This is a genomic window from Stenotrophomonas sp. STEN014 (assembly GCF_056760315.1).
Map to the genome: position 1 here is coordinate 60,421 of NZ_JBRREN010000004.1, position 13,049 is coordinate 73,469.

The 13,049-nt window shown below is 67.7% G+C and carries 11 protein-coding genes; 6 read left to right on the forward strand and 5 right to left on the reverse strand.

The features are described 5' to 3' along the window. Nucleotides 1–29: 29 nt before the first annotated feature. Nucleotides 30–701 carry an energy transducer TonB gene (locus ACVOMC_RS06950; protein WP_481523383.1) on the reverse strand — a complete coding sequence of 224 codons (672 nt, stop codon included), beginning with the start codon at nucleotides 699–701 and terminating at the stop codon, nucleotides 30–32. A gap of 262 nt (nucleotides 702–963) precedes the next feature. Then, on the reverse strand, nucleotides 964–1,701 hold the full coding sequence (locus tag ACVOMC_RS06955) for an SIMPL domain-containing protein (RefSeq protein ID WP_481523384.1): 738 nt from the start codon (nucleotides 1,699–1,701) through the stop codon (nucleotides 964–966). Between the two features lie 132 nt (nucleotides 1,702–1,833). On the opposite strand from ACVOMC_RS06955, the gene ACVOMC_RS06960 reads away from it, so the two are divergent. From ACVOMC_RS06960 to tldD, 4 genes are read left to right on the forward strand one after another with little or no spacing between them, the layout of a single operon-like run. Next, a complete protein-coding gene (locus ACVOMC_RS06960; protein WP_481523571.1) occupies nucleotides 1,834–2,427 on the forward strand; it encodes a Maf family nucleotide pyrophosphatase in 594 nt (197 codons plus the stop codon). Between the two features lie 5 nt (nucleotides 2,428–2,432). Further along, nucleotides 2,433–3,923: a ribonuclease G gene (gene rng / locus ACVOMC_RS06965; RefSeq protein ID WP_481523385.1), complete on the forward strand. Its 1,491-nt coding sequence runs from the start codon at nucleotides 2,433–2,435 to the stop codon at nucleotides 3,921–3,923. Between the two features lie 39 nt (nucleotides 3,924–3,962). Beyond that, nucleotides 3,963–7,778, forward strand: coding sequence for a YhdP family protein (locus ACVOMC_RS06970; protein ID WP_481523386.1), 3,816 nt, complete (start codon nucleotides 3,963–3,965; stop codon nucleotides 7,776–7,778). A gap of 48 nt (nucleotides 7,779–7,826) precedes the next feature. Beyond that, a complete protein-coding gene (gene tldD / locus ACVOMC_RS06975) occupies nucleotides 7,827–9,272 on the forward strand; it encodes a metalloprotease TldD (RefSeq protein WP_481523387.1) in 1,446 nt (481 codons plus the stop codon). A gap of 71 nt (nucleotides 9,273–9,343) precedes the next feature. Here the strand turns inward: tldD and yjgA are convergent, their stop codons facing one another. After that, a complete protein-coding gene (yjgA, locus tag ACVOMC_RS06980) occupies nucleotides 9,344–9,931 on the reverse strand; it encodes a ribosome biogenesis factor YjgA (protein WP_481523388.1) in 588 nt (195 codons plus the stop codon). Between the two features lie 65 nt (nucleotides 9,932–9,996). Here yjgA and pmbA point away from each other — a divergent pair, with 65 nt between their 5' ends. Both pmbA and ACVOMC_RS06990 read left to right on the forward strand, forming a co-directional pair. Further along, on the forward strand, nucleotides 9,997–11,364 hold the full coding sequence (gene pmbA, locus ACVOMC_RS06985; protein WP_481523389.1) for a metalloprotease PmbA: 1,368 nt from the start codon (nucleotides 9,997–9,999) through the stop codon (nucleotides 11,362–11,364). 82 nt (nucleotides 11,365–11,446) lie between these two features. Beyond that, nucleotides 11,447–11,824, forward strand: a complete 378-nt coding sequence (locus tag ACVOMC_RS06990; protein ID WP_054660612.1) for a DUF4870 domain-containing protein — start codon at nucleotides 11,447–11,449, stop codon at nucleotides 11,822–11,824. Nucleotides 11,825–11,889: 65 nt separating this feature from the next. On the opposite strand, the gene ACVOMC_RS06995 is transcribed toward ACVOMC_RS06990, so the two are convergent. Together ACVOMC_RS06995 and ACVOMC_RS07000 are read right to left on the reverse strand one after the other, a co-directional pair. Further along, nucleotides 11,890–12,768 carry a polyprenyl synthetase family protein gene (locus tag ACVOMC_RS06995; protein WP_481523390.1) on the reverse strand — a complete coding sequence of 293 codons (879 nt, stop codon included), beginning with the start codon at nucleotides 12,766–12,768 and terminating at the stop codon, nucleotides 11,890–11,892. Continuing rightward, a complete protein-coding gene (locus ACVOMC_RS07000) occupies nucleotides 12,758–13,018 on the reverse strand; it encodes an exodeoxyribonuclease VII small subunit (RefSeq protein WP_054660940.1) in 261 nt (86 codons plus the stop codon). The genes ACVOMC_RS06995 and ACVOMC_RS07000 overlap by 11 nt, the downstream gene beginning before the upstream one ends. Between the last annotated feature and the right edge of the window lie 31 nt (nucleotides 13,019–13,049).

Sequence of the window (13,049 nt, forward strand, 5' to 3'; positions counted from 1 at the left end):
CTTTTCCGGGTGCAGGCGCTGCCGTGTTTTCAACCCAGCTTGAAATCCACCGGGATCAGTCCGTAGGCCTTCACCGGATGGCCGCCATCGGTGGCCGGTTGAAACTTCCAGCGGCGCAGCACCTGGCTGCGGGCGGCGTTGTCGAGACTGCGATGGCCGCTGCTGCGTTCGATGCTTACCTCCAGCGGTACACCGTCCTCGCCGACCAGCACCCGTAGCACCACCGTGCCCTGTGCATTGGCCATCAGGGCATCGCGTGGATAGGCGGGCGCAGGCGCGTTCCGGTAGCGCAGCTGCACGCCTTCCAGTGGCATTCCGATGCCGGTCACCTCCGTCGCCGGAACGTTGGCGATGGGCGGTGCGATATCTGCCAGTGGTGCGATCACCGCCTCGGTGGCGAATACCGGCATCGGCGCGGTTTCCACGGGTGTGGGTAACGCCGGTTGACGTGGGGGCGCGGGTGACGAGGTGACCTTGACCAGCTTTTCCGGGGGCAGCGGCGGGGGCGGTGGTTGTACCGGTTTGGCTTCGGATATCTGCCAGCGCGGTTCCGGCACCGCAATGGTACGGATGGGTGCCTGTGACAGGGGGATCAGCAGCAATCCCAGGGCCAATCCATGCAATGCGATGGCGGTGCTGTAGGCGAGTATGCGTGACGGTTCGAAATGGACTGACGTGACGCGGTGCTGCGTGCGGACCATGTTCCACCTCCATGCGTGGGCGTGTGACGGATAACAACGCGCGGTGATGCAGGACGGAGCTGCAGGCTCCCTGCCTGCAGCTGCAGTGCGCCCGCAAATGCGCAAACCGGCAATAGGTGCCGCTGTTTGCGGTTAAGCGCCGGACAGCTTCGTCCTCGCATGCGGACGGGTGCCCGTGGCACATATACGCATGGCGCTTGCCGGCCTCGCACACAGCAACGGCGCCCGCAGGCGCCGTTGTCGGTGATGCGCCGGGTGCCGATCAGCGTCCCAGTTCGAACACCACATCTAGGTTGACCGAGACCGTGGTTTCACCCGGCGACACGGCGGTATCCATCTCGGCCTTGGCGCTGCGGCCAGCGGCCATGGCCATCATCGGCACCGGCCGGAAGCCGCCCTGGCTGCCCTCGGAGATGCTGACGATGCGGCGCACGCGCAGGCCCAGCGACTTGGCGTAGGTCTCGGCGCGGGCCTGTGCCTTTTTCAGGGCGGCCAGGCGGGCCTCGTCATAGACCGGCTCGGGCTGGTCGATCTCGAAGCTGGGGCCGTTGATCTGGTTTGCCCCCTGGGCGGCCAGGCTGTCGAGCACCTTGCCCAGTTTGGTGATGTCACGCACCTTCAGGCTGACCGTGTTGTTGGCCTGGTAACCGGTGATCTTCGGGGCTTCGTTCTCGGTGTAGCGGTACTGCGGGCTGAGGTTGATGCCGCTGGTCTGGATATCGCGCTCGGCGATGCCGGCCGCCTTGATCGCAGCCATCACCTTGTCCATCTGCAGCGCGTTCTCGCGCATGGCGGTGTTGCCGTCGGCGGCCTGGGTGACCACGCCGGCCGACAGCGTGGCCACGTCCGGCACCCGGCGTGCTTCGGCCTGGGCGGAGATGTTCAGCAAGGTGGCATCGCTGGCCACCACGGTGGGCACGGTTTGGGCATTGGCGGACATCGAAGCTCCCAGGGCAAGTGACAGGGACAGCAGCAGTGGCGCGAGGGCGGTGTGGCGCATGGTGATCCTCCTTGGATTGGACCGGAAAGGTGAACGCAGGGCGATGAACGGGTAGTGAGCCGTGTCGGGGTTTGGATGGCTTTCCTCGCTTCGCCGATCATTCAGTCAGGCCGCGCAGGTTATCCTTCTTCGATGCTCTATCTTGCCTCCCGCTCCCCCCGCAGAAACGAACTCCTGTCGCGGCTTGGCGTGCCTTTCCGGGCGCTGGATCTGGAGGTGCCGGAAGTCCGCGGCCCGGACGAGACCCCCGAAGCCTACGTGCGGCGGGTGGCGCTGGACAAGGCGCGCGCCGGTCTGGCGATGCTCGCGCAGGATCCGGATGCGGTCGTGCTGGGCTCGGACACCGAAGTGGTGCTGGGCGACCGGGTTTACGGCAAGCCGGTGGACACGGCCGATGCGGCAGCGATGCTGGAATCCTTGGCCGGGCGCACGCATGAGGTGATCACGGCCGTGGCGCTGGTCGCACGGGGGCGCGAGCAGGTGCAGCTGGTGTGTTCGCAGGTGACATTCGCGGCGATGAGCGCGGCGCAGATCGCCGGTTACGTGGCCAGTGGTGAACCGATGGGCAAAGCCGGTGGTTATGCCATCCAGGGCGGTGCGGAACGCTTCATCAGCCATCTGGCCGGCAGCTATTCCGGCGTGATGGGATTGCCATTGCAACAGACAGGGGAGCTGCTGCGCGAATTTGGCGTGGTGGCAGACGATTCCATGGACAAGGGGGAATGAAGGACGTGTCCGAAGAGATTCTGGTCAATGTCACCCCGCGCGAAACCCGCGTGGCCGTGATCGAAAACGGCATGCTGCAGGAACTGCACATCGAGCGTGGCTGGCGCCGTGGGGTAGTCGGCAATATCTACAAGGGCAAGGTGCAGCGGGTGATGCCCGGCATGCAGGCGGCCTTTGTCGAGGTAGGCCTGGAGCGCGCGGCGTTCCTGCACGCCAACGATGTGGTGCGGCCGGCACCGGTGGCGGCCGATACCGACGAAACCACGCCCAATCTGCCGTTGCCGTCCTCGGTGCCGATCGTCGAACTGCTGCGTGACGGCCAGGATGTCGTGGTGCAGGTGGTCAAGGACCCGATCGGCACCAAGGGTGCGCGGTTGACCACGCAGATCAGCATTCCCTCGCGCTACCTGGTGTTGCTGCCGCAGTCCAAGATGGTCGGCGTGTCCGCGCGTATCGAAGATGACGCCGAGCGTGCGCGCCTGAAATCGCTGGTCACCGAGATCTCCGCCCAGCACGGCGGCTACGGCTATATCGTGCGTACCAACGCCGAAGGGCAGCCGGCCGAAGCACTGGCCGAAGATATTTCCTATCTTTCGCGGGTATGGGCGGTGGTGGAGCGGCGCGGTCGCGAAGCCCCGTCCTGCAGCACCATTTATGAAGACCTGAGCCTGCCGCTGCGTTCGGTGCGCGACCTGATCCGCAAGGACGTGGACAAGGTCAAGGTCGATTCCAAGGAAACCTTCGCCCAGTTGCAGGCGTTCGTGGCCAAGTACATGCCGGTGCTCGGCGAGAAGCTGGAGCTGTACGCCGGCGATCGCCCGATCTTCGACATGTTCGGGGTGGAGGACGAGATCGGCCGCGCGCTGGACAAGCAGGTGCCGCTCAAATCCGGCGGCTATCTGGTGATCGACCAGACCGAGGCGATGACCACGATCGATGTGAACACCGGTTCCTTCGTCGGCCAGCGCAACCTGGAAGAAACCGTGTTCCGCACCAATCTGGAGGCGGCGCAGGCAGTGGCGCGACAGCTGCGGCTGCGCAATCTGGGCGGCATCATCATCATCGATTTCATCGACATGGATGACGCCGAGCACCGCCGCCAGGTGCTGCGTACGCTGGAAAAGGCGCTGGCCCGTGACCATGCCAAGACCACCGTCTACGACTTCTCGCCGCTGGGTCTGGTGGAAATGACCCGCAAGCGTACGGTGGAAAGCCTGGAGCGCCAGCTGTCGGAGACCTGTCCGCAGTGCAACGGCCGCGGCAGCATCAAGACCACCGAAACGGTGACCTACGAGATCTTCCGCGAGATCACCCGTGCCGTGCGCCTGTTCGAGGCCGCGCGACTGCTGGTGATCGCCTCCAGCAAAGTGGTGGCGCGCATCACCGATGAGGAGTCCGCGGCGGTGGCCGAGCTGGAGGAGTTCCTTGGCAAGAGCATCCGCTTCCAGGCCGATGACCAGTACCTGCAGGAACAGTTCGATGTCGTGTTGCTCTGACATCGCCCTGATCCCCGTCGAGGAGGACGGCGTGGCCTGATGACCACGCTGTTGCGCCACCGTCTGCGTCGGTTGCGACGCCATGTGCTGTACGCGCTGGCGCTGGCGCTGGTGTGCGTGGCGTTGCTGGTGGGCACCTTCAGCCAGTTGCTGCCGATGGTGCAGTCCCACCCGGACAAGGTCGCCGCATGGTTGAGCGCGCGCGCCGGGCAACCGGTGGCCTTCGAGCATCTGGACACCCGCTGGACCCGTCGCGGCCCGCTGCTGCGGCTTGACGGCCTGCGGATCGGCCAGGGCGAAGGGGTGCGGGTGGGCCAGGCCGAAGTGCTGGTGGCGCTGTATTCGGGTCTGCTGCCGGGTGCGCCGCTGACCGAGCTGCGGTTGCGCGGCCTTGCTTTGACCCTGCAGCGCGCCGAAGACGGCCGCTGGTCCGTGCAGGGGCTGCCCAGTGCACGCAACGGGGGCGACCCGCTGGAAACCCTGCGGCGGCTGGGCGAGTTGCAGGTGATCGGCGGCCGCCTGCGCGTGGATGCGCCATCGCTGGGCGTGGCGACCGAGATTCCGCGTATCGATCTGCGCCTGCGGGTGGACGGCCAGCGGCTGCGTGCCGGTGCCAAGGGCTGGATCGACACCGCGGCGCCGCCGGTGACCGCGGTGCTGGATTTCGACCGGCAGCAGGGCGATGGACAGGCGTGGCTGGCGGCCGCGCCGGCCGATCTGTCGGCCTGGTCATCGCTGCTGCGCTTTGCCGGGGTGAGTGTCCAGCAGGGGACAGGCGCGGCGCGGGGCTGGCTGCAGGTCCGTGACAACAAGGTCGTGTCGGTGACGGTTGATGCCGACCTCAACGGGCTGCTACTGGCCGGAGCGCCGTTCAGCGAAGGCACGAAGGCGCCTTCCACATTTCTGCACCGGGTGCAGGCACGCGCGCGCTGGAGGCAGATCGAGGGCGGCTGGCGGCTGGACGCGCCGCAATTGCGCATCGCCTCGGAAGGGCGCATGCAATCACTCGATGGTCTGCTGTTGGCCGGCGGCAATGATTTCGCCCTGCAGGGCAAGCAGATCGATGTGACGCCGCTGCTGCGCGTGGCCGCACTGGGTGAACAGCTCTCTCCGCCCCTGCGTCAGTGGCTGCATCGCGCCCGACCGGTGTTGCGGTTTTCGGATGTGAGCATCGCCGGCCACCGCGGTGGCGCGTTGCGCGGGCGCGGCGAGCTGGAAGAGGCGGCATTCGCCGCCATCGCTGACAGTCCGGGGCTCAGTGGTCTGCGCGGGCATTTCGAGGGCGACGGCCAGGCGGTGGCGTTGACGCTGCGGCCGGACCACACGGTCAAGTTCGACTGGCCTACCGGCTTTGCCACCACGCACGAGCTGAAGCTGCGCGGGCAGCTGGTGGGCTGGCGCGAAGGCGCCGGCTGGCAGGTGGGCACGCCGGCGTTGCGTGTGCAGGGCACCGATTATGCGGCCGATCTGCGGGGCGGACTGTGGTTCCAGGGTGACGGCACCCGTCCATGGATCAACCTGGCGGCCAAGCTGGACGATGTGCCGATGACCGTGGCCAAGCGCTTCTGGGTGCGCTCGCGTATGAGTGAGACGGCGGTGGCGTGGCTGGACGCGGCGCTGATCGACGGTCACCTGCGCGACGGCATCGCATTGGCGGTAGGTGACATGGACGACTGGCCGTTCAATGGCCACAACGGTCGCTTCGAGGCGCGTGGCCGGATCGATGAGGGAGCGATCCGCTTCGCTGGCGATTGGCCGCTCATCAACGGCGTGGATGGCGACATCGCCTTTATCGCCAACGGTTTCGCGTTGCAGGGCAAGGGCGAGCTGGCCGGGGTGAAGATCGACAGCTTCCAGGCCGGGATCGCCGATTTCCGCGAGTCGCGCCTGCATGTGGCCGCACGTACCGTCGATGACAGCAGCCACCTGCTGGCGATGCTGCGCAAGAGTCCGCTGCAGGCCAGCTACGGCGAAACCCTGGACAACCTGGCAGTGTCCGGACCGGCGAGTGTGACCTTCGATCTGCTGCAGCCACTGCGCGGCGGCGCGGGCCGGCTTGCCGGCGAGGTGGAACTGCGCGGAGCCAGTCTGGCTGACAAGCGGTGGGATCTGAAGTTCGACAATGTGCGCGGCACGGCCAGTTACGGCGGCAATGGCTTTGACGCGCCGGCGCTGGCGGTGCGCCACCGGGAGCGTGATGGCCTGCTGACGCTGCGCGCCGGCGCGCCGGTGCGCGATCCGGCCCATGCGTTCGAGGCCGAGCTGACGGCGGCGCTGAGCGCCAGCGATCTGCTTGACCGGGCGCCCGAGCTGGATTGGCTCCGGCCCTATATCCAGGGCACCTCGCAGTGGACGATCGGAGTCACCTTGCCGAAGGGGGCGCCCGGCAACCGTTCCGTGCCACCGACCCGGCTGACGTTGCGGTCGGCGCTGCAGGGCACGCGCCTGCAGTTCCCGGCACCGCTGGACAAGCCGGCGGCCGAAGCACTGGGCACCACGGTGTCGGCGGCGCTGCCGTTGGGCAGCGGCATCACTGAAGTCGCTTTCGGCCAGCGTCTGGCATTGGCCGCGCGCACCCACAATGGCAAGACCGGCGTGCAGGTCACGATGGGCAGCGACCGGGTGGACCGTGAGCCGCCGGCCGAGGGCCTGGTGGTCAGCGGGCGCACACCGGCGTTGGACGCGCTGGAGTGGATCGCCCTTGCGCGCGGCAGCAGCGGCGGCGACGCGGACAGCGCCGGGCTGGCGCTGAACCAGGTGGATGTGTTGGCCGAGCGGCTGCTGTTGATCGGTGGCCATTTCGACCAGACCCGGTTGCGGTTGCGGCCTGAGCCGGGCGTCATCGGCGTGCAGCTGGACGGGCCTGCACTGGCCGGCACGCTGACGGTGCCCGATGGCCGGGGCGGCACCGTGCGCGGGCAGTTGGCGCGGGTGCATTGGCAGGAAGCCGCGGGTATGGGCGAGGCTGGCGCGGCCGCCGATCCGCTCGATCCGGCCAATATCCCGCCGCTGGCATTGGATATCGAAGACCTGCGCGTCGGCAGGACCGCATTGGGCCGGACAGTGCTGCGGACCCGGCCGTTGGCCGATGGCCTGAAGGTCGAGCAATTGCAGTTCCGCGCACCCAAACAGGCGATCGATGTGGAAGGCCAGTGGCGCGGCGTCGGCGCCCAGGCGCACACGCACGTGGCGGTGCAGGTGGACAGCGACAATCTCGGCGGGCTGATGGACAACCTGGGCTACGGCGGGCAGCTGCGCGCCGGCCAGGGCCAGGTGCGGTTCGATGCCCGCTGGCCGGGCGCGCCACGGGCGTTCCAGCTGGCCGCGCTGGAGGGCTCGCTGAGTCTGGACGCCCGCAACGGCCAGCTGCTGGAAGTTGAACCGGGCGCCGGGCGGGTGCTGGGCCTGCTCAGCGTGGCGCAGCTGCCCCGCCGGCTGATGTTCGATTTCCGCGATTTCTATTCCAAGGGTCTGGCGTTCAACCGCGTCGAGGGCCAGGTGCGGTTCGGCGACGGTGTGGCGCGTACCGACAAGATCGTCATGGAAGGACCGGCGGCGGACATCACCATCCGGGGCCAGACCGACCTGCGCAGCCAGCAGTTCGACCAGACCATCGATGTGAATCCGCGTTCGGGCAACCTGCTGACCGTGGTCGGCGCAGTGGCGGCCGGGCCGATTGGCGCGGCGGTCGGTGCTGCGGCCAACGCGGTGCTCGGCAAGCCGCTGGGGACCATCGGTGCCAAGACCTACAAAGTCACCGGGCCATGGAAAGATCCCACCGTGGATGTGGTCGAGCGCGAGGCGCCGCGCGTACCGCCGCCGCTGGTCAGCCCCGACAACCGCGGCTCCCCGTGATCCTCGCATCGGCTTGCGAACCGCGCCCAAGCCCCCATCTGGAATGACATGACTGATAACGTAATGACGCTTGCCGAGTCCCGCCTGCTGCTGCCGGCCGGGCTGGACGCCAACCGCCTCGAGCGCACCTTCGGCACCCTGCTGGGGCCGGGCATCGATTTTGGTGACCTGTATTTCCAGCACTCGCGGCGTGAAAGCTGGAGCGTGGAAGACGGCATCGTCAAGGACGGCGCCCACTCCATCGAGCAGGGCGTGGGTGTGCGGGCCATTTCCGGCGAGAAGACCGGTTTCGCTTATTCCGACGATATCCAGCCGGCCGCCTTGCTGGCGGCGGCGCAGTCGGCCCGGGCGATCTCCCGCGAGGGCGGCGCGCAGAACGTGCGCCCGCTGGTAAGCGGCGGCGGTCGTGTGTTGTATCCGGCGCTGGACCCGGTGGACAGCATCGGCAACGAAGCCAAGGTCGAGGTGCTCAAGCGCCTGGACCAGTACCTGCGTGCGGCCGATCCGCGCGTGCAGCAGGTGATGGTGAGCCTGTCCGGCGGCGTGGACACGGTGCTGATCGCGCGCAGCGATGGCGTGCTGGCGGCCGATGTGCGCCCGCTGGTGCGGCTGAACGTGCAGGTCATCGTCGAGCAGAACGGGCGGCGCGAGTCCGGCTATGCCGGCGGTGGTGGCCGCTACAGCTATGAAGAACTGTTTGCCGGTGAGCGCCCGGAAGGCTTCGCCCGCGAGGCGCTGCGCCAGGCACTGGTGAACCTGGAGGCGATTCCGGCCCCGGCCGGGGTGATGCCGGTGGTGCTGGGCCCGGGCTGGCCGGGTGTGCTGTTGCACGAGGCGGTCGGCCACGGCCTGGAGGGCGACTTCAACCGCAAGGGCACCAGCGTCTATGCCGGCCGTATTGGCGAGCGGGTGGCTTCACCGGGGGTGACCATCGTCGATGATGGCACCCTGGACGGGCGTCGTGGTTCGTTGAACATCGACGACGAGGGCACGCCAACCCAGTGCACCACGCTGATCGAGGACGGCATCCTGGTCGGCTACATGCAGGACACGCTCAACGCGCGGCTGATGGGCGTGGCGCCGACCGGCAATGGCCGCCGCGAATCCTTCGCGCACATGACCATGCCGCGCATGACCAACACCTATATGCGCGCCGGCACCCACGACCCGCAGGAAATGATCCGCTCGGTGAAAAAGGGCCTGTACGCGGTCAACTTCGGCGGCGGCCAGGTCGACATCACCAGCGGCAAATACGTGTTCTCGGCGACCGAGGCCTACCTGATCGAAGACGGCAGGATCACCGCGCCGGTCAAGGGCGCCACGCTGATTGGCAACGGCCCGGAAACCATGCAGAAGGTACGCATGATCGGCAACGACCTGGCGCTGGATGAAGGCGTCGGCATCTGCGGCAAGGACGGCCAGAGCGTGCCGGTGGGTGTGGGCCAGCCATCGCTGCTGATCGAGGGCATCACCGTGGGCGGTACCCAGGCCTGAGCGGGACGCCGATGATGCCTGCGACGCTGAGCGCAGCGGCTGCCGGTGGATGCCGGCAGCCTGCGGCGGGCTCAGTCCTGCGCGTCGTCCTCGAGCTCGCCGTCATCGTCGCTGTCGGCCGCAGTCGCGCCGCCAATCACTGCCGGCAGCATCAGCCCGCGCAACACCTGGAAGATCTCGCGGAACGCGCGCGGCGGCTTGTTCTTGGCTTTTTCCGCCTGCGCATTGCGCAGCAGCGTGCGCAGTTGCTGGCGGTCGGCCTGCGGGTATTCGTCCAGCAGCTGGCCCAGCGCGCTGTCGCCCTCGGCCAGCAGGCGCTCACGCCAGCGCTCGATGCGATGCATCATCGCCACTTCCCGGCGCGAGGTCTCGCTGTTGGCGCTGAGCGCGTCACGGATGGCCTGCAGCGTGGCTTCATCCTCGCGGCGCATGTGCTTGGCCAGGAACGCCAGCTGGCGCTTGCGCGCGCCATGGGCGGTGATGCGCTTGCTGTATTCGATATGCGGCAGCAGGTCTTCGGGGATCGGCAGCCGCGCCAGCTGTGCCGGCGTCAGGTCCACCAGGGTTTCGCCCAGGGCAAGTATCTCCAGGGCCTCACGGCGGTTCTGGCTGCGGCTTTCGCCCAGGAATTCACCGGTTTCTTCGTCGCGTCCGCGCATCGTCTTCCACATCCTTACATTCGCCCCGCCTCGCGCAGGGCCATAACTATCGACAGGATAAAGCATTGAACGCCATTACCACCGATGCCGCCGGCATCGACGACAGCCTGCCCCGCCTGGAACAGCTGGCCGCTATCTCCCAGCGCCTGCTGGAAAAGGCCCGCGCCATGGGCGCCAGCCAGGCCGAGGTCAGCTGCAGCGAGGAACGCGGGCTGGATGTGAATGTGCGCCTGGGCGAGGTGGAGACCGTCGAGTCCACCCATGACCGCGGCATCGCGGTGACGGTGTACTTCGGCCAGCGCAAGGGCAGCGCCAGCACCGCCGACCTGCAGGACTCCAGTCTGGAGGCCACCGTGGCGCAGGCCTGCGCGATCGCCCGCCATACCGAGGACGACCCGGCCGCCGGCCTGGCCGATGCCGGGCTGATGGCGACGGCGTTCCCGGACCTGGACGGCTGGCACCCGTGGGCACTCAGCGCCGAGGAAGCGGTGGATCTGGCGCTGGCCTGCGAGGCGGCCGGGCGCCAGGCCGATGGCCGGATCAGCAATTCCGACGGCGCTTCGGCGGCGACCGCGCAGAGCCTGTCGGTTTACGCCAACTCGCACGGTTTCATTGGCCACGAGCGCAGCAGCCACCATTCCATCGGCTGCGCGCTGATTGCCGGGCAGGGCGATGGCATGCAGCGTGACGGCTGGTACACCAGTGCTATCGCCCGGGAAGACCTGGAAGATCCTGCGGCTGTGGGCCGGCGGGCCGCCGAGCGCACCGTCGCCCGGCTGCAGCCGCGTTCGCTGCCGACCGGCGAGGTGCCGGTGCTGTTCAGTGCGGAAATGGCGCGCTCGCTGATCGGCCACCTGCTCAGTGCGGTTTCCGGTGGCGCGCTGTATCGCCGTGCCAGCTTCCTGCTCGACAGCGCCGGCACCTCGCTGTTCCCGGACTGGTTCGCCATCGACGAGCGGCCGCTGCTGCGTCGCGGCCTGCGCTCGTGTGCCTTCGACGGCGAAGGCGTGGCCACCCGCGATTCGGCGCTGGTCAGCGGCGGCGTATTGCAGCGCTACATCCTGAGCAGCTACTCGGCGCGCAAGCTGGGGCTGACCACCACCGCCAACGCCGGCGGCGTGCACAATCTCAAGGTCGCCGCCAACGCCGGTGACCGGGCTTCCCTGCTGGCGGGGATGGGTACCGGCCTGCTGGTGACCGAGCTGATGGGGCAGGGCGTCAACGGCGTGACCGGCGACTACTCGCGCGGCGCGGGCGGTTTCTGGGTGGAGAACGGCCAGATCGCCTATCCGGTGGACGGCATCACCATCGCCGGCAACCTCAAGCAGATGTTCGCCAGCATCGAGGCGGTGGGCAGCGACATCGACCCGCGCTCGCATGTCTCCACCGGCTCGATCCTGGTGGGGAAAATGACGGTTGCCGGTAACGATTGACGTATCCTGTCGGTGAGCGGCGTGGACCGACTCCGGTCTGCCGCCGGACACAACAATCCAACAAAGGAATAAGGGGAACGCAATGAGCGACTTCGACAACATCACCACTCCGCCGCCGCCGCCGTCGAGCCCTGCGCAGGGCGATGACAACACGCTTGCCATGCTGGTGCATCTGTCGGGCATCGTGCTGTGGTTCATCGTGCCACTGATCGTGTGGCTGGTGAACAAGGACAAGCCGGAGAAGGCGTTCCTCACCGACCAGTCCAAGGAAGCGCTCAACTTCCAGATCACGCTGACCGGCGTGTACATCATCGGCACGATCCTGACGGTCATCCTGATCGGCATGCTGATCAACTTCGCCGCGTGGGTCGCCTGCATCGTGCTGAGCATCCTGGCCGGTCTGGCCGCCAACCGGGGCGAAGCCTACCGCTACCCGTTCGCCATCCGCCTGATCAAGTAACCGGCGCAAGGTGAAACGAAAAGGCCCGGAAATTCCGGGCCTTTTTTGTGGGGCGATCTGTGGGGTCAGTGGGTGCGCTGCACCGTCAGCCGTGCCAATGCGGCCAGCGCGCGGGCGCTTTCGCCGTAGCCCTGCAGGCATTCGTCCATCTGCAAGGAAAGCGTCTGCAGGCGGGCCTTGGCGCCGTCCATGCCCAGCAGCGCCGGGAAGGTGGATTTGTCCTGGGCCTGGTCCTTGCCGGCGGTCTTGCCCAGCTGCTCGGAACTGGCTTCCACATCGAGGATGTCATCGCGCACCTGGAACGCCAGTCCCAGGGCGTTGGCAAACGTGTCGAGCGTGGTCAGGTCGGGTTGGCCGGCACCGCCGCACAACGCGCCCATGCGCACGGCCGCGCGGATCAGCGCGCCGGTCTTTAGCGCATGCATGCGCTCCAGCTCGGCCACCGATTGCAGTTGGCCGGTGGCGTCGATATCCAGCGCTTGGCCGCCACACATGCCGGCCGCACCGGAGGCGGTGGCCAGGGTGCGCAGGCAATCCACCGCCAGCGCGGGGGCCAAGGGCGCACGGGCCAGCAGCTCGAAGGCGCGGGTCTGCAAGGCGTCGCCGGCCAGGATGGCGGTGGCCTCGTCGAAGGCGATATGGGTGGTCGGGCGGCCGCGGCGCAGGTCGTCATCGTCCATCGCCGGCAGATCGTCATGCACCAGTGAATAGGCGTGGATCAGCTCCACCGCCGCGGCCGGCGCATCCAGCAGGGCTTCGTCGGCATCGAACAGCTGGCCGGCGGCGTAGACCAGCAGCGGCCGCATGCGCTTGCCGCCGCCCAGTGCCGCATAGCGCATGGCGCGATGCAGCCCGTACGGGGTGGTGTCCGGATCGGGGAGCGCGGTGTCGAGTTGCTGTTCGGTACGGGCCAGCCAGCGGGTGAACAGGGCCTCAGTCGTCATTGCCGGCGGTATCGAAAGGTTCGGACTTTTCCGGCTGGGCCGGATCGCTCAACAGGCGCACGCGCAGCTCGGCCTGTTCCAGCGCCTGCTGGCACTGGCGGTAGAGGCCGACGCCGCGCTCGTAGGCACCGAGCGACTGTTCCAGGCTCAGGTCGCCGGCTTCCATTTTTTCGACCAGCTGCTCCAGTTCTTCCAGCGACTGCTCGAAGTGGGCGACCGGGGAGATTTCGTTGGGGGACTTCTTGGGCATGGCCAAAGTGTGAGCGGCACGGCCGGTGGGG

Coding starts and splice junctions, on each gene's coding strand:
- ACVOMC_RS06955 (WP_481523384.1), bottom strand. CDS start 1,701: ATGCGCCACACCGCCCTCGCGCCACTGCTGCTGTCCCTGTCACTTGCC.
- yjgA (WP_481523388.1), bottom strand. CDS start 9,931: ATGCGCGGACGCGACGAAGAAACCGGTGAATTCCTGGGCGAAAGCCGC.
- ACVOMC_RS06995 (WP_481523390.1), bottom strand. CDS start 12,768: ATGACGACTGAGGCCCTGTTCACCCGCTGGCTGGCCCGTACCGAACAG.
- ACVOMC_RS06950 (WP_481523383.1), bottom strand. CDS start 701: ATGGTCCGCACGCAGCACCGCGTCACGTCAGTCCATTTCGAACCGTCA.
- ACVOMC_RS07000 (WP_054660940.1), bottom strand. CDS start 13,018: ATGCCCAAGAAGTCCCCCAACGAAATCTCCCCGGTCGCCCACTTCGAG.
- ACVOMC_RS06970 (WP_481523386.1), top strand. CDS start 3,963: ATGACCACGCTGTTGCGCCACCGTCTGCGTCGGTTGCGACGCCATGTG.
- tldD (WP_481523387.1), top strand. CDS start 7,827: ATGACTGATAACGTAATGACGCTTGCCGAGTCCCGCCTGCTGCTGCCG.
- ACVOMC_RS06990 (WP_054660612.1), top strand. CDS start 11,447: ATGAGCGACTTCGACAACATCACCACTCCGCCGCCGCCGCCGTCGAGC.
- ACVOMC_RS06960 (WP_481523571.1), top strand. CDS start 1,834: ATGCTCTATCTTGCCTCCCGCTCCCCCCGCAGAAACGAACTCCTGTCG.